At 46.2% G+C, this 20,548-nt stretch carries 22 protein-coding genes; 1 reads left to right on the plus strand and 21 read right to left on the minus strand.

Going from position 1 to position 20,548, the window contains the following annotated elements; genetic code table 11:
- The 18 genes from ACKU41_RS02620 to ACKU41_RS02705 all read right to left on the minus strand — a co-directional run bounded on the left by ACKU41_RS02620 (position 1) and on the right by ACKU41_RS02705 (position 16,880).
- The gene (locus tag ACKU41_RS02620) at positions 1-870 is read right to left on the minus strand and encodes a protein-glutamate O-methyltransferase (protein ID WP_319779655.1); all 870 of its coding nucleotides are present in this window, start codon (positions 868-870) and stop codon (positions 1-3) included.
- Positions 870-3,044 carry a chemotaxis protein CheA gene (locus ACKU41_RS02625; RefSeq protein WP_321403961.1) on the minus strand — a complete coding sequence of 725 codons (2,175 nt, stop codon included), beginning with the start codon at positions 3,042-3,044 and terminating at the stop codon, positions 870-872. Before ACKU41_RS02625 ends, ACKU41_RS02620 begins: the two co-directional genes overlap by 1 nt.
- A gap of 184 nt (positions 3,045-3,228) precedes the next feature.
- The gene (locus tag ACKU41_RS02630; protein ID WP_319779657.1) at positions 3,229-3,732 is read right to left on the minus strand and encodes a DUF2062 domain-containing protein; all 504 of its coding nucleotides are present in this window, start codon (positions 3,730-3,732) and stop codon (positions 3,229-3,231) included.
- Between the two features lie 50 nt (positions 3,733-3,782).
- Complete coding sequence (gene fusA / locus ACKU41_RS02635; RefSeq protein WP_321403963.1) at positions 3,783-5,831, minus strand: elongation factor G; 2,049 nt, start codon at positions 5,829-5,831, stop codon at positions 3,783-3,785.
- A gap of 23 nt (positions 5,832-5,854) precedes the next feature.
- Positions 5,855-6,655 (minus strand): histidinol dehydrogenase, encoded by an 801-nt coding sequence (locus ACKU41_RS02640; RefSeq protein ID WP_319779659.1) that lies wholly within the window; start codon positions 6,653-6,655, stop codon positions 5,855-5,857.
- Between the two features lie 170 nt (positions 6,656-6,825).
- A complete protein-coding gene (locus ACKU41_RS02645) occupies positions 6,826-7,557 on the minus strand; it encodes an outer membrane protein assembly factor BamD (protein ID WP_319779661.1) in 732 nt (243 codons plus the stop codon).
- Complete coding sequence (gene trxB / locus ACKU41_RS02650) at positions 7,557-8,477, minus strand: thioredoxin-disulfide reductase (RefSeq protein ID WP_319779662.1); 921 nt, start codon at positions 8,475-8,477, stop codon at positions 7,557-7,559. The genes ACKU41_RS02645 and trxB overlap by 1 nt, the downstream gene beginning before the upstream one ends.
- Before the next feature lie 3 nt (positions 8,478-8,480).
- Positions 8,481-8,801 carry a thioredoxin gene (gene trxA / locus ACKU41_RS02655; RefSeq protein WP_319779663.1) on the minus strand — a complete coding sequence of 107 codons (321 nt, stop codon included), beginning with the start codon at positions 8,799-8,801 and terminating at the stop codon, positions 8,481-8,483.
- Between the two features lie 218 nt (positions 8,802-9,019).
- Positions 9,020-10,090, minus strand: coding sequence for a tRNA (adenosine(37)-N6)-threonylcarbamoyltransferase complex transferase subunit TsaD (tsaD, locus tag ACKU41_RS02660; protein ID WP_321403965.1), 1,071 nt, complete (start codon positions 10,088-10,090; stop codon positions 9,020-9,022).
- A complete protein-coding gene (gene fbp, locus ACKU41_RS02665) occupies positions 10,090-11,106 on the minus strand; it encodes a class 1 fructose-bisphosphatase (protein WP_321403966.1) in 1,017 nt (338 codons plus the stop codon). The genes tsaD and fbp overlap by 1 nt, the downstream gene beginning before the upstream one ends.
- An 85-nt stretch (positions 11,107-11,191) precedes the next feature.
- The gene (locus ACKU41_RS02670) at positions 11,192-11,998 is read right to left on the minus strand and encodes a hypothetical protein (RefSeq protein ID WP_319779668.1); all 807 of its coding nucleotides are present in this window, start codon (positions 11,996-11,998) and stop codon (positions 11,192-11,194) included.
- Between the two features lie 84 nt (positions 11,999-12,082).
- Entirely contained in the window at positions 12,083-12,958 is an 876-nt protein-coding gene (locus ACKU41_RS02675; protein ID WP_321403968.1) for a tetratricopeptide repeat protein, read from the minus strand.
- On the minus strand, positions 12,942-13,268 hold the full coding sequence (locus ACKU41_RS02680) for a septum formation initiator family protein (RefSeq protein WP_319779671.1): 327 nt from the start codon (positions 13,266-13,268) through the stop codon (positions 12,942-12,944). The genes ACKU41_RS02675 and ACKU41_RS02680 overlap by 17 nt, the downstream gene beginning before the upstream one ends.
- Positions 13,269-13,279: 11 nt before the next feature.
- Entirely contained in the window at positions 13,280-13,558 is a 279-nt protein-coding gene (locus tag ACKU41_RS02685; protein WP_321403971.1) for a hypothetical protein, read from the minus strand.
- A gap of 39 nt (positions 13,559-13,597) precedes the next feature.
- Positions 13,598-14,143, minus strand: a complete 546-nt coding sequence (pgsA, locus tag ACKU41_RS02690) for a CDP-diacylglycerol--glycerol-3-phosphate 3-phosphatidyltransferase (protein ID WP_319779674.1) — start codon at positions 14,141-14,143, stop codon at positions 13,598-13,600.
- Positions 14,144-14,319: 176 nt separating this feature from the next.
- Positions 14,320-15,216, minus strand: coding sequence for an Mrp/NBP35 family ATP-binding protein (locus ACKU41_RS02695; protein WP_321403972.1), 897 nt, complete (start codon positions 15,214-15,216; stop codon positions 14,320-14,322).
- 53 nt (positions 15,217-15,269) lie between these two features.
- Entirely contained in the window at positions 15,270-16,229 is a 960-nt protein-coding gene (locus tag ACKU41_RS02700) for a DUF368 domain-containing protein (protein WP_319779676.1), read from the minus strand.
- 6 nt (positions 16,230-16,235) lie between these two features.
- Positions 16,236-16,880, minus strand: coding sequence for a protein-L-isoaspartate(D-aspartate) O-methyltransferase (locus tag ACKU41_RS02705; protein ID WP_319779678.1), 645 nt, complete (start codon positions 16,878-16,880; stop codon positions 16,236-16,238).
- A 234-nt stretch (positions 16,881-17,114) separates the two neighbouring features.
- On the opposite strand from ACKU41_RS02705, the gene ACKU41_RS02710 reads away from it, so the two are divergent.
- A complete protein-coding gene (locus tag ACKU41_RS02710; protein WP_319779679.1) occupies positions 17,115-17,552 on the plus strand; it encodes a CBS domain-containing protein in 438 nt (145 codons plus the stop codon).
- A gap of 112 nt (positions 17,553-17,664) precedes the next feature.
- On the opposite strand, the gene ACKU41_RS02715 is transcribed toward ACKU41_RS02710, so the two are convergent.
- From ACKU41_RS02715 to ACKU41_RS02725, 3 genes are all read right to left on the minus strand, one after another.
- Positions 17,665-18,114, minus strand: a complete 450-nt coding sequence (locus tag ACKU41_RS02715; RefSeq protein ID WP_319779680.1) for a metal-dependent hydrolase — start codon at positions 18,112-18,114, stop codon at positions 17,665-17,667.
- A gap of 241 nt (positions 18,115-18,355) precedes the next feature.
- Complete coding sequence (locus tag ACKU41_RS02720) at positions 18,356-19,516, minus strand: SufD family Fe-S cluster assembly protein (RefSeq protein ID WP_319779681.1); 1,161 nt, start codon at positions 19,514-19,516, stop codon at positions 18,356-18,358.
- A 25-nt stretch (positions 19,517-19,541) separates the two neighbouring features.
- Positions 19,542-20,306: an ABC transporter ATP-binding protein gene (locus ACKU41_RS02725; protein WP_319779682.1), complete on the minus strand. Its 765-nt coding sequence runs from the start codon at positions 20,304-20,306 to the stop codon at positions 19,542-19,544.
- Between the last annotated feature and the right edge of the window lie 242 nt (positions 20,307-20,548).

The following is a 20,548-nucleotide window of genomic DNA, read 5'->3' on the forward strand; positions in this document are numbered from 1 at the left end:
CTAAACCTTTTGATAAACAGTGGGAGCAATCTGCCTGACAGGAAGTTCCATCCCGGAAATGCTTTCGGAATGTCCGATGAACAGGTAACCGCCTTTGGACAATGTAGAACAAAATTTTTGAAACAACTTATATTGAGTCGCCCTATCAAAATATATGACAACATTACGACAAAAAATTATATCTTTTTGATCCTTGAAAGGAAAAGGCTCCATAAAATTAAGCCGTCTGAAATCAACTTTTTTACGTAATTCTGGAACCACACGGACAAGCGGCTTGTTCTTATCCTTGCTTTTGAGCAAATACTTTCTTTTCATGACCATAGGAACCACATCCACCTTACTCATGGGATATACGGCATTCATGGCCTTACGCAATATATCAGTGGAAATGTCTGTAGCCATCAACGAATATTTAAAATTTCGATTATTCTCCGTAAATTCCTCTAAAACCATACACAAAGTGTAAGGTTCTTCCCCGCTGGAACATCCGGCGGACCAGAGTTTTAACGGTCTTTTGTTACGCTGGCACAAATCAGGCAGGACAGTGCGGAGCAGGAGTTCAAAATGTTTCGGCTCCCGAAAAAAATCCGTGGTATTTGTGGTTACCACATCAATCAGCTGAGTCAGTTCCCTTTCAAATCCACCGGGGCTGAAAAGAAAATCACAATATTGCGAATGCTCAGACAAACCAAGAGCACGCAATCTTTTCTGGAGACGGGCTTCCAGCATGGTTTTCTTGGAAGGAGGCATCTTGATCCCGAATTCTTCTTTAATAAGCTTACTGAATTTCGCAAAATCAGCATCGCTCATTTTAGGAGTCAATCCGACCAAATTACTATCGGTCCCCTTTTTATTGTTTTTCAAAACCATCAGCCAGCCGCCTTTACTTCTGCCAATACAGTCCGGAAAAGTTTCGGAATATCAAGAATCAAGGCAAGGGTTCCATCTCCCTTGATGGTCGCGCCTGAAATACCCTCCACATCCCTGTAAACACGCCCGAGACTTTTAATTACGGTCTGATGCTCACCAATAACGGTATCCACCACAACCCCGATCCTGCTGCCGTCCAGTCCGGTAATAACTATCTGTTCAATAGGCGGAGAATCACCTTCCACCTCAAACCATTCACGGATTCTGATATACGGAACAATCTCCCCGCGCAGGTTCACAAACTGCTGACCGTTAGCCTCTTCTACATCCTTATTGGTTAACTCCACGCACTCTTCAACGAGAGAAAGCGGAATAACAAAATAATCATCACCCACCCTCACCTGCAGCCCGTCGATAATAGCAAGCGTCAAGGGCAGCCTGATGGTAATTACCGTACCTCTGCCCTCTTTACTGTTAATGTCAATGCTGCCGCGCAGGGTATCAATAGCACGCTTGACTACATCCATTCCTACCCCGCGCCCGGAAACATTAGTCACGCTTTTAGCCGTTGAAAATCCGGGCTCGAAAATAAGATTGAAAATTTCCTTATCAGAAAGATCCTGATCAGCAGATATAAGACCTTTCTCAACCGCTTTGCTCCTGATGGCCTCCTTGGACATGCCTTTGCCGTCGTCCTCAATAAGAATCATGACATCACCGCCGGAATGTTCAGCAGAAAGGGTAATGCTGCCCCTACGGGACTTGCCCTTTGCGCTGCGTGTCTCCGGATCTTCGATCCCATGGTCAATAGAATTGCGGAGCAGATGCACAAGAGGATCACCGAGCCTCTCAATCACAGTTTTATCCAGTTCGGTTTCAGCACCATTGGTATGCAGATCGATTTCTTTTCCCAGATCTTCTGACAGGTCACGCACCAACCTTCTGAACTTGCTGAAAGTAGTACCTATGGGCAGCATGCGTATTCCAAGGGTGCTGTCTCTTAGTTCATCAGAAAGACGCTCCAATTCCTCGGAAAGCGCAGTCAGGGAAGGGTCAGCTTTGGAACTGACTACCTGACTGATCTGGGCCTGAACAATAACCAACTCACCGACAAGATCCACAAGATAGTCCAATTTTTCGGCAGAAACCCTGATTGAAGACGCGGCATCAACCTTATTACGGGTCTTTCTGGAAGCGGTCTTAAATTCCTTGGCAGCATTCTGCTCGGCAAGGGCACTGTTAATCTTCTCTTTGCTGACCACACCTTTTTCGGCAAGCAATTCACCAAGCGGTTTCTGGTCTGCAAGCACGGCATCAATTGTTTCTGAAGGCACATCGCCCCTTTCCACAAGAATTTCGCCGAGCTTTTTCACGGGACACGCCTCGCCCGTCTTTATCATTTCATCAAGATCATCAGCATCATCAACAGCCCCAAAAAGATCTGCAAAATCCTCACGAGCCACTTCCCGGACATTCACTGAAACCGGGATATCAGTAAAAAAGAATATTTCCTCAACAGACATGGAATCGGCGTCACTCTCAAATACAATATCCCACCATGTCTCTTTCTCTTTATGAAGATTCTTGGAGCGAATATCCCCCAAACGTTCGAGTTCCTGCAATAATGAATCAAGACTCTCCTCTTCAACATCATTTCCCGCAGAAACCTTAATTATTATCTGGTACAGGCTCCTCAAAGGCAAATCTTCCGACTTGCCATCTTCCGGTGCATCTGCAGCTGGATCCAGCTCAGCTTCGGCGGTTGAAACATCGTCTTCGGCCTCCTCTTCACCAAGAGCACCTGCAGCAACATCCCTCAACCCATCCAATATTCCATTGCCAACACTTGAATCACCTTCCCCGGATGCAGATTCCAGCATGGAATAAATATGATCACGAGCAGAAAGGGACAAGGTAAGCAAAGGTTTAGATATGGGTAGTTCCCCGTTCCTGACCATATCAAATACGGTTTCCACCTCATGTGTAAATTCCGCAATGGCCTCAAAACCGAACATGGAACCGGACCCTTTGATTGTATGCAATGCCCTGAAAACACGATTTATTATATCCATATCATCAGGAACATCCTCAAGCTCAAGCAAGGAAGTCTCCAATTCACCCAGCAATTCGTACGCTTCTTCTTTGAATACTTGAGTTGTCATATCATCAGACATAAAAAAATCTCCAAGTCATTTGAATGAGCTGATAAACACTACTATTTTTAAACATTTAATCAATTTCAATCAAGAAGTATAATTATCAAACAGGTAAAAAAACAAAAAAAGACTCTTTGATATCAAAGAGCCTTGTATATTTTATATTTATAATCAAAAAAAGCTATCCGTAAATTGATTAAAGCTACAACTTCCTGCGCCGGGCAAGCATCCTAAGAGTCTTGCGTCTACGGTAACGGCGAATAAAGTAAAGTGCAATGAAATATGAAATTACAGCCAAGGGTAAGCCAAGCACAAATCCACCGAAGATAAGGATCGTCACACCCTGCCAGCCTATATCCATGAAATCTGAAACCTGCCACGCTGCCGGATCAAAAGCAATATCGATAGGCAGAAAGAAAGTCCCGATCTTGAATTGCACGTAGTAAAAAAGCAGCCAGTTGAAGGGATTTGATATCCAAGTGGCAATTGCAGCGGCAATCTTGCTGCTGCGGGTGATAAAAGCCATTACCACTGCGATAACTGTCTGCAGCGGCAATCCCGGGATAACCGGGAAACATCCCCCGAACACCCCGCAGGCGATCCCCATGGCAATAGTATGGGGCGAAGCATTAATTCGCATCACCTTGAGATAATACAATTTGAAAAGCCGTTTGAGCTTATCCGTCCTGCTGTGATTTCTCTGCATCAACTTCCCTTTGCTGATTATTTTTCACTTGTTCCCATCTCTGTACCGGATCAATCCAGAACATCGAAGCTATGGAATTTCATGGCAAAACCGGCTCTGCCCTGAGTAGCCGACCTGAGCTCGGTGGAAAACCCGAACATATTTCGCAGAGGCGACAAAGCCTGCACTATCTTCTGGCTGTTGCGGTCCAGCATATTTTCAATGCGTGCTCCTTTGGCACCCAGCAAACCGATAACATCGCCTACAAATTCTTCGGGAACAGAAACTTCCACGTCCATTATCGGTTCCATAAGCTTAGGCGATGAGGCAGCCAGAGCGGCCTTGAGAGCCCGACCCGCAGCCATATGGTAGCCGGGAACGCTGGAGTCACCGTCCCGTCGGCGCAATTCCAGAATGCGCACTTTCACATCCTGAACCGGAAAACCCTTTATCACTCCACTTTGCAGACCGTCATCAATCCCCTCTGCGACAGCATCCAGCCAATCAGAAGGCCACTCTTGCGAATCGATTTCGAAAACAATATCCCGGCCGGAACCACGCTCCTTAGGTTCAACCGCCAGGCGGACATATCCATAATGCTTATCCTCACCGAGAATTTTATCAAATTCTTCTTCAGCTTCAGCATTCCTGCCCGGAACTTCCTGATAAACAACCTGAGGTTTACCAGATCTGGGATCGAGTTTGTACTCCCGTCTCATACGGTCCAGAACAACTTCAAGATGAAGTTCTCCCATACCAGAAAGGAGAATCTGCCCGGTATCTTCATCCGTATTGAGAGCTAGAGTCGGGTCTTCCTGAAGATACTTATCAAGCACTTCTTCAAGTTTATCGGATTCATCCACATTACGCGGCTCAATGGCCATTGATATAACCGGCTTGTACATCTCGATCTGTTCCAGCACCAGCGGAGTTTCCGCAGTGGATAGAGTGTCTCCGGTGCGGGTATCCTTCAGGCCTGCAGCTCCGACAATATCACCGACCCCGGCCACATCAAGACGTTCCTTACGTCCGGCATGCATTTTAAAAAGACGGGCAACTCGCTCATCTTTTCCCTGCGTGAAGTTCTTTACCGTATCTCCGGCCTCGATTTTGCCGGAATAAATACGCATCAGTACCATTTTACGCCCTGAATCCATGACGACCTTGAAAGCAAGAGCCTGAAAAGGACCGCCTGCAACAGGTTCAACAACCTGCTCAACCCCGGTTTTAGGATTTATCCCACTAACTTTCGAAGCTTCCAGCGGGCTGGGTAAAAATTTTCCGACCCCGTCCATCAAAGGCTGTACACCCACATTTTTCAGCGCCGATCCTGCAAAAACCGGAACAAGCTTTAACCCAAGGGTTGCCTTGCGGATTATTTCATCAATGTATGACGGATCAATATCATCTTCCAGATAGCGTTCCATGAACTCGTCATCAACTTCTGAAAGCGTATCGCACATACGTTCCCGCCAAGGAGCGATAAATTCTTCATCCCGTTCATCCAGATCAAGCACATCAAATTCTTCACCATTGCTGTCCGGGTCAAAGACAAGCTTTTTCATGCGGATCACATCATAAACAGCACCGAATTCATCCCCGGAACCGTCAGGTATCTGCACGGGCAGGCTTTTTATCCCGAGTTTTGCGGACATGGCCTCAAGCACCGCTTCGAAATCTGCGCCAAGACGGTCCATTTTGTTGATGAATACCAGCTTGGGAACAGAGTAAGCCTCGCTCTGGCGCCAGACAGTTTCTGACTGCGGTTCAACTCCGCCGACAGCACAGAAGACTCCTACGGCCCCATCCAGTACACGTAGCGAGCGCTCCACTTCAATAGTGAAATCCACATGTCCGGGAGTATCGATAATGTTAATCGTTTTATCACCCCAGTAGCAGGTGGTCACTGCTGAAGTAATAGTGATGCCGCGCTCCTGCTCTTCAGGCATGTAATCCATGGTGGCCGTACCTTCGTGGACTTCTCCCAATCTGTGGATACGGCCTGAAAAATAAAGCATGCGCTCAGTCACCGTAGTTTTACCGGCATCAATATGAGCAATAATTCCAATATTTCGTATTTTTCCAATACCTTTTGCAGAAAAATCAGGCTTAACGTTCACGGACCACCTTCCCTTTCTAAAACTTATTCAGCAACAGCAAGAGCAACACATTCACGCTTGAAAAAAGAACTGTTAAAACCGTTCCACAACCAGCAGCCTTCCTGACCATGGGCCAAAACGATGTTAAAAGTCATCAGTGCTTCTCCAACAAGCTCGGCAGGAACTACAGCTGCATCAGCTTCACCTTCATCAAGAGAATCCTCATCCACTTCAACAAATTCGACATCAGGATGCACAAAAGCAAGCACATCCATATCCGGGAAATCCTCATTCTTGCAGACTGATATACTGGAAATTTCCGGTACACGCCAGTAACGCACACATGGTCCATTGAGCACGAAATCAGGATCTCCACGCAGGTCGAGAACTGCGCCATACGCACCGCCGTTCAGCAAAAAGCCCAGAAATTCTTCGATTTTATCCATGGGCAATTGAACCACGTCTTCCTGTCCTGCAAGTTCAAATCCGGCTAGCACAGGCTTTGAAATCTCCCCCTCACCGCAAAAAGCCACCAGCACCTGCTTTACCCCGGCAGTAAGAGCCGGGACAAGTGCGGCCAGAATGCGTACCGGGGAAACCGACCTTGCGTCTAGAAGGAGCACCGTCCATTCAAGCGGAGCTGTCGCGACTTCGGTTTCAAAGCCTCCGTTCCAAGTATTTACGTTCCATGTCTTTTGCGGTGTTTCCGGCGAATTCACGCTGTAAACCTGTGCGATGGTCTTTTTCAACCACGCACGCCGGGAAGGCGAGGTCGCTTCATATGCATCAGCAAAAACTTCATCTTCTATCTGATAAGTTTGCAACCATTCTGGAAATTCAAACATAGTCGATGCCTCCGGCAGCCAAAGAAACTTTCCCTAATAATCATTCGGACTATTAATAAATTTCTTCCATGGCGTCATTGTTAAGCATTAATCAACACACCAAAACAACTAAATAAAAGCCCGGCAGACATACGTCTGTCGGGCAGATTTTGCAATATTAAAAGACAAGCCTAGAGCCAGTCAACCAGTTCTTTCCAACTTCCCTGTAACTTTTCGCGTTCTTCCTGCGAAAGAGTCTTCTGGTACTCGTAATAAGACATTTCAGCCTGTTTCATGGCATATTTCTGAACTTCTGGCAGATCTTTAAAATTCCTGACCACATAGGCATAACGTTTCCATGCAGAACCGAATTTTTCAGAGCGCCAAAAAAAGTCCGCAATATACAATTCATGATCAGCCAAAGCCCGGCGGCATTTTACTATATATCCCTTCGATGCTTTGGCATACTCACTTTCAGAATAAGCTTCTTCAACCCTGTAAAAATATTCAAGGGCTTCCGTGATATTCGTTTGCGGTCTGTCAATTGAACTGAACAAATTAAAATTGCTCAACCCGATTTGAAACAGGACATACGGAATTTCTTCACTACCGGGATGCAATGCTGAAAATTCCTTATATGCTTCAGAGGCATCAAAATATTTTTTATCAAGAAAATAGGCGTCACCAAGACTTATCTCTGCTTTCAGAGTGTATGGGCTGAAAGGATAACGGTCTTTAAGCTTTGAAAAATACTCGGTTGCATCATAGTAATCCTTCTCTTTCATGGCTTCCACACCGGCCTCATAAAGTTCCTGTGCGGTATCCTCAGGTTTGGGAAGGAAGTAATAGTCAATAAGTCCACAACCTGAAAGGCTGATAAGAAGCAAAGAAGCTAAAACAAAAGAAAAAAATTTATTTCGCATTATTTATGTTCCAGATATGCATACGCGGCAGTAGCGGCCGTTGCGCCATCTCCCACTGCAGTGACAACCTGCCTGCATCTTTTTGAGCGGATGTCACCTGCTGCATATATTCCGGGAATACTTGATTCCATTTCGCAGGTTGTTTTTATAAATCCAAACTGGTCAAGTGCCAGCTCTTTCGGAAAAAAGCTACACACTGCGTCAAAACCGACAAAAATAAATACACCGTCCACGTCGAGAACAGAATACTCGCCGGAAACAACATTTTTGATCTCAACACCGACCACTTCCGTATCGCCGACAAACTTTGAAACAACTGAATTCATCACCGGTTCAATTACCGGGTTGGCCAGACATTTTTCCTGATAAACCATGTCCGCCCTGAATTCTTCCCTGCGATGCACAAGGTAAAGCTTCTTTACGAGTTTCGAAAGATAAACAGACTCCTCAAGCGCGGAATTTCCGCCACCGACAACAGCTACTACTTTGTCACGATAGAAATGCCCATCGCACAAAGCGCAGTAAGATATCCCGCGGCCAAGCAGTTTTTCCTCGTTGGGAACTTTTAATTTTCTGAAAGTCACACCGGATGTTATAATAACCACCTGGCATCTGACATGATCACCGCTGGCAACCACGACTTCATGATACTCTTCTCCCGGAAAAATCTGCAGGACTTCGTCATACACATGGTCATACTTGTAATGCTTTACATGCCTGTCCATCCTGTCTGCCAGCTCATACCCCTTGATTCCATCAGGAAATCCGGGGAAATTTTCCAATTCATCCGTCAAGAGCATCTGTCCACCATGGGACATCTTTTCGACAGCAAGAAAATTAACTCCTGCCCTCGCAAGATAAAGGGCGGCCGCCATTCCGGCAGGGCCGCCCCCGATTACAACGGCGTCATAAGACTTCATTCTTTACAAAGCCTTGCTGCTGATCATTTCCTTTATGCTGCTTTTGGAAACTGCACCTGTGGTCTGATCCACAACCTCGCCATCCTTAAAGAGAATGAGGGTCGGGATGGCACGGATACCGTACTTTCCTGGAGATGCGGGATTGTCATCAACATTCATCTTGCAAATTTTCACCTGACTGGAGAATTCTTCAGCAAGTTCATCAATCACGGGGCCCATTGCACGGCAGGGTCCACACCATGGAGCCCAGAAATCAACCAGAACAGGCTTATCACTATTAAGAACTTCTTCTTGAAAATTGGAATCGGTTACCTGCAAAGCCATGATTTTCTCCTTGTTACAGTATTCTAGTAGCTGTGCCATCCGGTAAAAACGACACATCAAATTGTCTTCTTCCGAGACACTCTCTTGAGAGTGTCATTCAATTTCAGAAATCTAATTACCGTTGCCTCAAGTGTCAAGACGAACAAACATCAGAGGGCGGCATTTACTTTTAGACAATACCCACCCTTAGCGGCAAAGGCAACACCCTGATCTCAAATTTAACCTTCACATATCCAATCGGACGGGACCACCCTTCCGCGCGCTATAGCTTCAAGATCCAGATCGTGCCTGCATCCGGCCTCTGCCATAAGATATCCGGCATAGGCAATCATAGCCCCATTGTCAGTGCAAAGATGCATGGAAGGCAGCACCAGCGGAATTGAAAACCCGGCAGCAACATCCGCCATAACAGAACGAACAACTGAATTGGCAGCAACTCCCCCGGCAACAATCAAGGACTTCACGCCCCTATTGCGCTCAAGAGCTCTTTTCACCTTCACTTCAAGTGTTCTACCGACAGTATAATTGAACGAAGCCAACATATTTTTTCGTTCATCCGCAAGGTCGGAATCCTCTTCACCGTCTTCCGGCACACCCATTACCTCAAGACGCAGATCGGAATGGTTATTGACATAGGTAGCCACAGCCGTCTTTAAACCGCTAAAACTGAAATCAAGATTGTCATTATTTACATATGGGACAGGAAAAAGTTTTTTATCAACAACGCCCTGCCTGCCAAGATCATCAACCAGCTTGCCTCCGGGATAGGGAAGATTCAAAGATTTTGCGGTCTTATCAAATGCTTCCCCTGCAGCGTCGTCAAGGGTCCTGCCTAGCAGAGTAAACTTCGTGGGACTTTCAATAAGATAAATATGGGTATGACCGCCGGAAACCAGCAATCCCAAGGAAGGGAATTGCAGTTCCTGTTCCAGACCTGCAGCAGTCAAATGTGCCCAGAGATGGTTCACACCGATGAGCTTGGCCCGGCTGGAAAGAACCAGTCCCTTGGCAAAGCTTATCCCCATGAGCAGACAGCCTTGCAATCCTGGCCCTCTGGCTACTGAGACGACATCAATATCATCGACAGTCAGATTCTGTTCTTTGAGCAGTTCACGAAAAAGAACTGGAAGCACACGTAAATGTTCACGAGACGCAATCTCAGGAACGACACCGCCAAAAACAGCATGCACGTCAACCTGTGAGGCAAGCTTCTCTGCGATCAGTTTGCCGTCGAGTACAAGGGCGAGTCCTGTTTCATCACATGAACTCTCAATACCGAGACAGAGCATTATCCGTCATGCTCCTCGTATATGGCACTTATTGTTTCCACTTCGTGACGTGAACCGATAAACAGCGGAACGCGCTGATGAAGATCATCCGGGACAATATCGAGTATCCGCTGAGTCCCATCGGTGGCCCGGCCACCGGCCTGCTCAATAAGCATGGCCATGGGCGAAGCTTCACACAGAAGCCTCAGCTTTCCTCGCGGTTTGGATGGATCACGATGATCCGCAGGATACATGAATACGCCGCCGTAGATAAGATTTCGGTGAAAATCAGCCACTAGAGAACCTATGTAGCGCAAACTGTATGGTTTACCATGAATGTTGTCTTTGGACTTGAAATGTCCGACAACCTTCTTTGTGGCTTCAGACCAGAAAGGCCAGTACCCTTCATTGACCGAATAGATTTTACCGCAGTCGGGAATTTTAATGTTCGGATGGGACAAAAGAAATTCACCAACGCCGGGGTCAAGAGTAAAGCCGTGCACACCATCCCCGGTAGTAAAAACCAGCATGGTGGACGAACCGTAAAGTATATACCCGGCGGCAACCTGCTCACAGCCTGCCTGCAGTACATCCGTGGATTGTACAGGAGTACCTAGCTTGCTCTTACGCCGGAAAATAGAAAAAATTGTCCCGATATTGACATTCACATCAATATTGGAAGAGCCATCCAGCGGATCAAAAATAATGATATAATTACCCTGAGGCAATCCATGAGGAATCTCAATAATATCAGCATTTTCTTCGGAAGCCATGGCACAAAGCACACCGGACCGGGCCATGCGGTGAATCAGAATACGGTTTGCGTATTCATCAAGCTTCTTTACTTCCTCGCCCTGAACATTAATCTCACCTGTAAAACCAAGAACATCAACCAGCCCGGCTTTGTTCACTTCCCTGGAAATAATTTTGGCGGAAAGAACCAGTTCATTAAACAGATGTGTAAACTGACCGGTGGCTCCGGGGATTTGTTTCTGGTGCAATAACAGGTGTTCTGTAACAGTGATCTGCTGGGTCATTTATCCTCCTTCGGAATGTCCCTGCTGCGCGATTTTCAGAAAGTAATAAGCTTTATACCAGATTTTTCAACTAAGACCTACATTTTTAAAAAAAGAGTATGCCATCGTCTTCATCCGCAGTGCTGACAGCTTTTGTCATGTAGACGATCTGAGTATCGCCCACGTAACGGGCAAGCCATACATAACGGGTACCATCGACGTTCACAACACCGTGTACATTATTATCAAGCAACTCGTCCCAGTCTATTTTAAGGAGAGCTTCCTTATTCAGCTCTTCGGCTCCGGTCCAAACGCCTCCCCCATCCGGCTGCATAATAATCAATTTTTTAGGATCAGGACAAAAATTGAGCAAAATACGGGGATCAAAATGAACAACGACAAGCCCCTTGAATTCAGCATCCTTGAAAAAGGGAGTTGCAAGATACATTTCAGGGCCGAACTCGGAATAACTTACAAACGACTTAAGATTAATTTCATTCCAATCTCCTTCATACTCGATAAGGGGACCGGGTTTAAAAGGCTTGATCTCTGCCTCGGGGAGCTTCACCAGAATACTGGCCTCATCATCTACAGTCAGAACCCCGCTGATCCAAGGGAAACGCATGAAAAGGAGTTTAAACCAATTTTCATCAGGATGTGAATCCACAGTGGAAAGAATTTCACAAAGAGACAGAATCTTTGCATCCACAGGGGTAAAAAGAAGAGCCAGCTTATTGTCGTCAGGATTCTGGATCCCGCCATGTTTAAGATTGATTTCCGGGTTGGGGTCAACAGTCTGCTGGGCATCATGCCAGACTTTACTGCCGTACTCACATCCGCTGACACAAAGCAGCAGCATTGAAAAAACAAAAAGCGCGACGGATCGCACCGAATTTTTAAATTCCATATTCATACCCGGCTCCGTGCTTAACCAGCACGAATCCTCATGTATATTATTAAGTTATAGCTATAAATAATAACCGAAAACAGAGATTTATTATCGGGAAGCCCGCGCTTCAAGACGTTCAGCAAGCAGTTCAAGAGTACCCATCAACTTGCTTTTGGCATGCCGAAAATAGGGATCCTTGCTTGCGTCATCACCGGCGACTTCATCTAATGGAGCATTGCTTATTTTGCTGGAAATATCAGCCATAAAAGACATCAGTTCATCTTTTTCTTCATCCGAAGCCTTGCAAAGCAAGTCGCGGTATATTTCAAGCGCACCTTCAAGATCACCTTGGGACGCCAGTACTTCAGCCATGGTCTTGGTTTTCAGGCTATCCATGACAACGGGACTTGTCAGATCCTCACCTGTGTCTCCATCAAAATCAACAAGAGCTGCAGCCTCAGTAATTTCATCGGCAAGCAAATCACTGCTTTCAGGCTCGGGACGGGAGAAAACACCTGTAGACTCGGCGGATTCAACTTTTTTCGCAGAAGAAACCCTATCAACAGCTCCTTCCGTCGAAATACCGGTCAACTGCTTGATTCCTTCGGCCATGACATCAGACCAGGAAACGGGAGAACCGTGCAACGCGGAGAATAAAAAGGCCATTGCCCCTGCAACATCGCTGTTGCCTTCTGAAACGGAAGCACCCCACATTTTCCAGAATGAAGGGTACGAAGAAAAGAGTCTTGTCAAAGGAGCAACCGCAGCTTTTGCTTCGGAATCCCTGTCGAGCTTGGCAAGGGTTTCCACCAGAAGCAGGCGTGCTTCAAGATAGTCAGGGTGGCGGTCAAGTCCCATCCGAAGAGTGGTCACAGCCTTTTCAAGACTGCCCATTTCCACATAAAGGCGGGCCAGAGGAAAAAATACTTTAGAGCTGGGCTCCAGAGCCAGAACTTCCTGATACCACTCAATCTTGCTTTGCATCTGCACCTGCTCCCTGAGTCTTTGTTTCCCCTGAGTCAGGGAAAATGTATAACACTTCGTTTTCCTTAACGTAATTCATCCTGCTGCGAATGATCTTCTCCTGATACGCACGATCTGTTTTCAATCTACGTATTTCCCTGCTGAGTTCAAGCGTGCGGTTATCTGCAGCATCAATCTTCATTTCCAGTTTTTTAACCTTCTCATCAAGGTCAAGATACCCAAAAAAACCTTGCTCACTTAATCCCAGACGAATCAACAATACAAGGTTGATAACAACCAGAACTCCCAGCAAAACTCTACGCCGCAGCATAAAAAAAGCCCCTACTGAAGCCTGGAAAACATTTTTCTGGAAGACTCAACCTGCCCCAGCGGGACCCTGAGTTCATGCAGAAAATTATCAGTGGCAGTCTCAATCCGCTCTACTTCGGCTTCACTTACCCTGATTTTTTCCATTTTACTCATAAAACCTTTAAGAACCTCAAGTTCTTCAATGAACTTGCGATTCAAATCAAGATTTTCAAGCTCCTGCTCCATTTCAATAATGGTCTCAAGACAATTATTTAGACGAAGCACAAGATTTTGTCGGTCATTGCCGTTCATTGATAGTCCTGTCAGTAAACTTTTTCTAATAAATTTTTATTATTCGCTAGTTAACCAGACTTTATGCAAATTGTACATATAATTAGCACCGGAAAATACGGTCAGGAACACTGCCACATAGAGAATCCACATCCCCAGCTGGTGCATATCTATTCCAAAATAGGGAAAATGCAGCAGCAAAGGTCCAAGAGCGAAACTCTGTACAACTGTCTTGAGTTTTCCGAATTTGTCCGCGGCAAGAACCAGTCCCATATCAACGGCAATGGCTCTCAGCCCGGTTACAGCCAATTCCCTGCAGACAATAACTACAGTAATCCATCCACTTACATACCCCATATAACTGAGCATGATCAGAGTTGAACAGATAAGCAGCTTATCCGCCAGCGGATCAAGAAATTTACCGAGATTGGTTACCTGATTGCTCCGCCGGGCAATGTACCCGTCAAAAAAGTCAGTCAGCGATGCCAGAAAAAAGACAAAGGCCGCCAGAAACATGGTCAGTTTATTCGGGTAGTAAAGAAGAGCAACGATTAACGGTACAGCCAGAATGCGTCCAAGAGTCAGGGAGTTGGCAAGATTGAACATAAAGAGTCCCGGGTCGAGAAATTCATTTAGTCAGAGCGGCAGCCCTGAAGCCTGATTAGCCTTTGCGAAATGCGGGGACCGTATAAGGCCCCCGCAGGAACTGTATGATTCTGTGCCGATGAAGACCGTATGTCAACCCGGCATTTGATTTACGCCTGAAAAAAGGCGATTTTTCCTTAAGTATGAGTACTGGAAGCAACTTCAAAGCTGCTTTCAGCTGCTTCAGCGATCTTGTCAGCAACTTTGCGGAAAGCAATTTTAGCAGGAGAATCTTCCTCAAGAAGAACCACCGGTTTGCCAAGGTCGCCGGCAACAACGGTTGTGGGATCGAGGGGAACTGCGCCGAGGAAAGGCAGGCTGTACTTGGCTGCAAGTTCTTCACCGCCACCTTTCTTGAAGAGATCGATACTCTCATGGCAATGGGGACAAATAAGTCCGCTCATATTTTCAACCACACCCATGATGTTAGCCTTGGCATACTGCAGAAAGTTAATTGCTTTCCTTACATCAGCAAGGGAAATTTCCTGCGGAGTAGTAACAACTACAGCAAGAGATTCGGGAATGGTTTTGAGCACGGTCATGGGCTCATCACCGGTCCCCGGAGGGGAATCGATCACGAGAAAATCAAGTTCGCCCCACTGAACATCAGAAATAAACTGTCTGATGGCGGAAGTTTTCATGGGACCGCGCCAGAGAACAGCCTGATCCGGGTCCTTGAGCAGGGATTCCATGGAAACCACGTGCAGGTTGTCGTTTACTTTCTTGGGAACCACAAGGTTACCGCGCTCAACATCAAGCTGCCCGGTAATTCCAAGCAGGTGGGGAACACTGGGGCCATGGATGTCCACATCAAGGATACCTACTTTGAACCCCTTATCAGCAAGGGCTGCAGCGATATTGACCGCCACAGAACTTTTACCTACGCCGCCCTTACCACTCATTACAAAAATCTTGTATTTGATCTTCTGCAGAGTTGAGGAAATCAACTCATTCTGCAACGCCTGGGCAGCACTAGTCTTTTTGTCACCGCCCTTCTGCGGAGCAGAAGAACAGGAACTGCATGATGAACTCATATCATTGCCTTTGTTGTATATTAAAAATACAGGGAACCGCTCCCCTGTCAACTTCAGCTGTCCTTGGCTGAAGATACCCATTCCAAGATAATCACTGCTGCGAATCCGGCAACCATCAGAAGCACGGCACCCGCAAATTCACCGTTGAAGGCAGGAGGAAGCACATTGGCCTCACTCAGCACGTGAACCTTTCCCCGTATCACTACGGAATCAAGAACCTCCTTCCAAGGCCATATTTTCCGCATGGCTCCAGCCATAAACCCGGTCAGCAGACTGACGGTTATTGCATGATGTTTTTCCAGCAGAAAATGAAGTACCCGTGAAAACAAAGAAATCCCGAAAGCGCAACCGCAGACAAAAGCTAAAAGGATGGCGCCGTTTTCAAGATTTGTAGGATTGCGGATAGCCCCGGTGATAAATTCATATTTACCAAGCAGCAAAAGGATAAATGCCCCGCTTATCCCCGGAAGAATCATTGCACAGATGGAAATCGAAGCGCAGATAAAAACAAACCAGAGGGTGTCCGGAGTGGTTACGGGAATCAGTCCCACAAGAAAAAAACTGAATACAGCACCGACAATCCCGAAAAAAAGATTTCTGAACGAAAAATCACCGACCCTTCTGCCGACTACCAGAATGGAAGCGGCAATCAGGCCGAAAAACAAGGACCAAACCTGCACCGGATGGGTTCCCAGCAGTGAATGGATAACCCGCGCCATCGAAACCATGGCCACAACAATACCCAGCAGCAGGGGGAGCAGGAACTTGAGATGAGCTTCGGCCACTGCCCCGTAAAAATTCAAACGCAGCAGGCTCTTGATGAATTTTCCGTTAAAAGAACGGATGGAATCAATAAGGTTGTCATAAATTCCGGTGATAAAAGCCATTGTTCCACCGGAAACACCGGGAATGATGTCAGCAACCCCCATACAGATACCCTTAAGTATAAGTACAAGGTAGTCACGGGTTGATTCGGGTCCCGGACCTTTTTTCCAAGCTTGCATAAAATTCATGATTACCTACCAGCCCTGCTTGCCAACCAGATCCACAAAGGCACACCCGCCCATGTCGGTGGTTTCAATTTTCCCATCTGTTTTGGTGACCAGCATAAGCCGCTGTACCCGTCTTTGTCCGCCCACCGGAATTACCATTATGCCCGGATCTGCAAGTTGATCGATGAGGTATTGCGGAATTTCCGGCCCCCCGGCAGTTACAATTATGCGATCATAAGGAGCATTCTCGGGCCATCCCATGGTGCCGTCATCCAGCTTGAGCTGAATGTTAAAATACCTCATATCGAAAAGTAATTTGCGGACAGTGATAAAAAGCTTGCGAATCCGCTCAATGGAAAAAACATCGGCCCCCATCTCAGCCAGAACTGCGGCCTGATATCCTGAACCGGTGCCGATCTCAAGCACCTTATGTCCCGGCTTAATCTTGAGCAATTCAGACATGGCGGCAACAATGTACGGTTGGGAAATAGTCTGGCCTTCACCAATCGGCAGAGCGCTGTCGGAATATGCGCGTGAAGCAAGGGCGTCCTGCACGAACAGGTGGCGCGGAACTTTACGCATGGCATCAAGAACATTTTTATCGACCACTCCCCGGGCCGCAATCTGTTCATCCACCATCTTCAATCTGGAACGCTTAGGATCTATACGCACTTATCCCCCATCAGGCATTCAACATGAAATACCTGAAAATAAATTTTGAACGATGAACATCTCCGGGCCGATCACCACCGCAGATTAATTCATTGTTTGCAGTTGAAAATCAGATTTTAGCGGTCAAGTCAACCTGAATGGCCCAAATTAAGCTTTAAACCTGTTTTTTCCACATACATCTTGACACTAAAGCAACATAAAGAGAGATTAAAGTAAGGACAAAAGGAGGACCACATGCTGAAAGTTGACGATCTTATGACTACGGAACTTTTCACCCTAAGCCAATCAGATAATTTAAAAATGGCAAGGTCACTCATGGACCTGCAGCGCATCAGACACATACCCATTGTGAATGATAAACGGGAATTTATCGGACTTGTTACCCACAGGGATATTCTGCGGGCCACTATTTCACAATTAGCGGACATTGATCCGGCAACTCAGGGCGAAATAGATTCCGGCATTCCTGTAGGGGAAATAATGCGTACTGACATCAAAACAGTATTAGCCGACACTTCCCTGAAAGAAGCAGCACTAATGTTGCTGGACCATAAATACGGTTGCTTTCCGGTGGTCAATGAAAATAATGGGTTAATCGGCATCCTGACTGAGGCTGACTTTCTAAAACTGACCATAAGTCTGATGGATGCATTGGAGCGAAACGACGATTAAAAAAAACCTCCTCCTGAAAGATACTCAGGCATGATGCCTTCAATATCTTTCGTGTAGTCAAAAAAAAAGGACTTGAGTTTTACGCTCAATTCCTTTTTTTTGAATGCTACCCTTAAAATTCCCGGTCCAGCAAAAGATGTGAAAAGTACCCGGTCACAAAAGCAACATAATAGGGCATCAATGTCGAAAGCGGCTGCCCGTAAACATAATATGGCAGAGCAAGCATAGGCATGGGCACCAGCAACATCGCCCACCATGTGTGGGTCCAGCCGCGATGTGCACTGACACCGGGTAGCATGGCAAGAACTCCAAGATAAGCAGCCCATTTAAATTTATCCAGATAGATCAAAGATAAGGACATTATAAGCATTGCAGAATAAAATATTCTTTTACCCTTTGAATCAGTATCGATATCCGGGAAAAGAGCACCTAACGCACAAATAACAAACAGCGAAACAACCTGCTCAGGATCAATGACATATAGCCCGATATTAACCAATCCCAAAAGCACCACTGTTCCGGCAACAACGGAACCACTGACATGAACCTTATATCCCGGCATTCTATAACTACTTATTTTTAATTGAAATAAACTTAAAGTAAAACATAAACTTTCTGTCCATGCATATATTTGAATACCGCCTCGCTGTCCATAATTTAGACCGCCTTGAATTACGGGGACGGATAATGACCAAACTATACGGACTTAATGAACTCTTTTAGGAGCAGCAAGCTGGATATATAAATAAAAAAAGCGCCATCCCTGTCCGGAATGGCGCTTAATTGTGATAAATGCAGAATCTCTACATGGATTCGTTTGCATCAAGCTCTTCGATCTGTTTGTCGATTTCCTTCTGCAATTTTTCGGGCAGGCCCATGATATCCACGTTGAGGAAGCCGCGTACAATGGTTGAGGTTGCTTCATCCTCATCCATACCGCGAGCCATGAGATATTCAATTTCTTCCTGTGCAATCTTGCCGACTGCGGCCTCGTGGGAAAGTTCCACGCCTTCCACTGTGCCTTCCAGTTCGGGAACAGCATGAATGCGTCCGCCGCCGAGAATGAGTCCCTGACACTCAATGTGGCCGCGTGCAGGAACAAAGTTACCCTGAATATGACCACGGGCAATGATAGTCCCACCGGTGGTGATGGTCCGGGAAATGGTTTCCGCCTTGGTGTTGGGTGCGTTCTGGATAATGCGGGTCCCGGTGTCGACATGAGAGCCTTCGGGAGCGACCAGAACAGAGTTGAAACGTGCAACCGCACCTTCGCCGTTCAGAAAAATAGTCGGGTAAGACTGGAGGTCTTTAACTTTTTTCATCAGCACATAGTTGTTGATGAGCGTTCCACCCTCTTCAACAACACCAACGGTGCGAGGACGCACGACAGTATTTTCACCCCAGTTATGAACCATGGTGAAGGTGAGCTTACCGCCCTTTTTAACATAAAATTCGGAAAGACCGAAATGTCCGCCTGAGAATTTATCATGGGCAGCAGCACAACCGGTAATAATGTGCAGCTCGGAATCTTCCTCAACAACCACGATATTATGGATGTTCTGCCCGGAGTTTTCAGCTTTGAGAAACAGACAGGACTGCACAGGCTTTTCAATCTTTGCGCCTTTTTTGGTACGCACAAAGTATCCGCCGTGCAGATTGTCTGCAGCGTTGCGGGTAAACTCGTCCTTGTCTTTGTCAATGAGATTGAAGTAGTAGTCCGGCAGGCCGTCATATTTATCAAGGGCCTTTTTAATGTCCATGACTTCAACATCTTTATCATTGCTACCGCAGTGTACGTTGGAGTGATCAACCTGCATAAAGGTGGCGCTGACATCCTTGGCGTCAACATCAACGCCTGCCATGATCAGCTGCTCTTTTTCTTCAGCTCCAATTGAAGAAAGATCTTCAATTACTGCGTGCTCCAGCCCTTCAAATTTAAAATCGTTCAGATCAATTTTTTTCATGATATTACTCCGTGGATTTACACTGCTAGTTCAGGCATTTCACGCATTCTTTGTATCCGTACTTGCGGATGTGCTCCAGAATGTCACGAGGTCTGGCTTCACAGCAGAGGTGTCCGTTAAAAAGGACCTGTCCACGGTCAGCGTTGATGTAATCCAGAATGTGCCCGGTATGAGTGATAATCAGGCCGCAGGTTTTTGTGCCCTGCTTCATCTTCTGCTCTTTCATGCTCAAATCAAGCTGGGGTTTGATTTCACCATCGAGCAGGGTACGGACCATTTTACCGATGAGATGCATATTTTCCAGGTCAACACCGGATTCCGGCTCATCGAAAAGCAGCAGGCCAGGATTCTGGGCCATAAGCTGGAGCAGTTCAGACCGCTTGATTTCACCGCCGGAAAAACCGGAGTTGATATCACGGTCAAGAAAATTGGTCATATTAACCCGCTGGGCCAGCATCTCAACATCCACGTCAGAGCCGTTGCCGCACATCTTAACCAGATGACGGGTTTTCAAACCGTGGATGGTCGGAGGACGCTGAAAGGACATACCGATGCCGAGTCTGGCACGCTCGTAGATGGGGGCATAGGTAATATCTTCATCTTTAAAAGTAATTTTACCCTGAGTAACTTCATAATTTGTGAAACCCATGAGAGTCATGAGCAGAGAAGTTTTACCGGAACCGTTAGGCCCGAACAGAATGAAGGTTTCCCCTTCCTTTATATGCAGGTTGAGGCCTTTGATAACCTCTTTATCGCCGATATTGACGTGCAAGTCTTCTATCTTAAGCATTGAAATTCCTCACTTTATAAGCAAAAAGCCAAAAATGGAGTTATTTAGTCGAATTAAGTACGCCTTGAAGAGCTAATAAAATTCACATTTCAAGTCCAGAATAAATAATGATTAATTTCACAATATCCCAAGCGTGCCAGACAAAACGTGCTATGAAAAATGGTAACTACTCAGCAAAAGTCAAGATGCAAAAAATAAAAACTCAAATTTCCTGACTACAACGATTTACTTCAAAGCTGATT

The sequence above is a fragment of the Maridesulfovibrio sp. genome (assembly GCF_963678865.1).
Classification (GTDB): domain Bacteria; phylum Desulfobacterota; class Desulfovibrionia; order Desulfovibrionales; family Desulfovibrionaceae; genus Maridesulfovibrio.

What these genes read in the sequence shown, in the direction of transcription:
- ACKU41_RS02620 (WP_319779655.1), bottom strand. Translation starts at nt 870, where the DNA reads ATGGTTTTGAAAAACAATAAAAAGGGGACCGATAGTAATTTGGTCGGA.
- ACKU41_RS02625 (WP_321403961.1), bottom strand. Translation starts at nt 3,044, where the DNA reads ATGTCTGATGATATGACAACTCAAGTATTCAAAGAAGAAGCGTACGAA.
- ACKU41_RS02630 (WP_319779657.1), bottom strand. Translation starts at nt 3,732, where the DNA reads ATGCAGAGAAATCACAGCAGGACGGATAAGCTCAAACGGCTTTTCAAA.
- ACKU41_RS02640 (WP_319779659.1), bottom strand. Translation starts at nt 6,655, where the DNA reads ATGTTTGAATTTCCAGAATGGTTGCAAACTTATCAGATAGAAGATGAA.
- ACKU41_RS02645 (WP_319779661.1), bottom strand. Translation starts at nt 7,557, where the DNA reads ATGCGAAATAAATTTTTTTCTTTTGTTTTAGCTTCTTTGCTTCTTATC.
- trxB (WP_319779662.1), bottom strand. Translation starts at nt 8,477, where the DNA reads ATGAAGTCTTATGACGCCGTTGTAATCGGGGGCGGCCCTGCCGGAATG.
- trxA (WP_319779663.1), bottom strand. Translation starts at nt 8,801, where the DNA reads ATGGCTTTGCAGGTAACCGATTCCAATTTTCAAGAAGAAGTTCTTAAT.
- tsaD (WP_321403965.1), bottom strand. Translation starts at nt 10,090, where the DNA reads ATGCTCTGTCTCGGTATTGAGAGTTCATGTGATGAAACAGGACTCGCC.
- fbp (WP_321403966.1), bottom strand. Translation starts at nt 11,106, where the DNA reads ATGACCCAGCAGATCACTGTTACAGAACACCTGTTATTGCACCAGAAA.
- ACKU41_RS02670 (WP_319779668.1), bottom strand. Translation starts at nt 11,998, where the DNA reads ATGAATATGGAATTTAAAAATTCGGTGCGATCCGTCGCGCTTTTTGTT.
- ACKU41_RS02675 (WP_321403968.1), bottom strand. Translation starts at nt 12,958, where the DNA reads ATGCAAAGCAAGATTGAGTGGTATCAGGAAGTTCTGGCTCTGGAGCCC.
- ACKU41_RS02680 (WP_319779671.1), bottom strand. Translation starts at nt 13,268, where the DNA reads ATGCTGCGGCGTAGAGTTTTGCTGGGAGTTCTGGTTGTTATCAACCTT.
- ACKU41_RS02685 (WP_321403971.1), bottom strand. Translation starts at nt 13,558, where the DNA reads ATGAACGGCAATGACCGACAAAATCTTGTGCTTCGTCTAAATAATTGT.
- pgsA (WP_319779674.1), bottom strand. Translation starts at nt 14,143, where the DNA reads ATGTTCAATCTTGCCAACTCCCTGACTCTTGGACGCATTCTGGCTGTA.
- ACKU41_RS02695 (WP_321403972.1), bottom strand. Translation starts at nt 15,216, where the DNA reads ATGAGTTCATCATGCAGTTCCTGTTCTTCTGCTCCGCAGAAGGGCGGT.
- ACKU41_RS02700 (WP_319779676.1), bottom strand. Translation starts at nt 16,229, where the DNA reads ATGAATTTTATGCAAGCTTGGAAAAAAGGTCCGGGACCCGAATCAACC.
- ACKU41_RS02710 (WP_319779679.1), top strand. Translation starts at nt 17,115, where the DNA reads ATGCTGAAAGTTGACGATCTTATGACTACGGAACTTTTCACCCTAAGC.
- ACKU41_RS02715 (WP_319779680.1), bottom strand. Translation starts at nt 18,114, where the DNA reads ATGCCGGGATATAAGGTTCATGTCAGTGGTTCCGTTGTTGCCGGAACA.
- ACKU41_RS02720 (WP_319779681.1), bottom strand. Translation starts at nt 19,516, where the DNA reads ATGAAAAAAATTGATCTGAACGATTTTAAATTTGAAGGGCTGGAGCAC.
- ACKU41_RS02725 (WP_319779682.1), bottom strand. Translation starts at nt 20,306, where the DNA reads ATGCTTAAGATAGAAGACTTGCACGTCAATATCGGCGATAAAGAGGTT.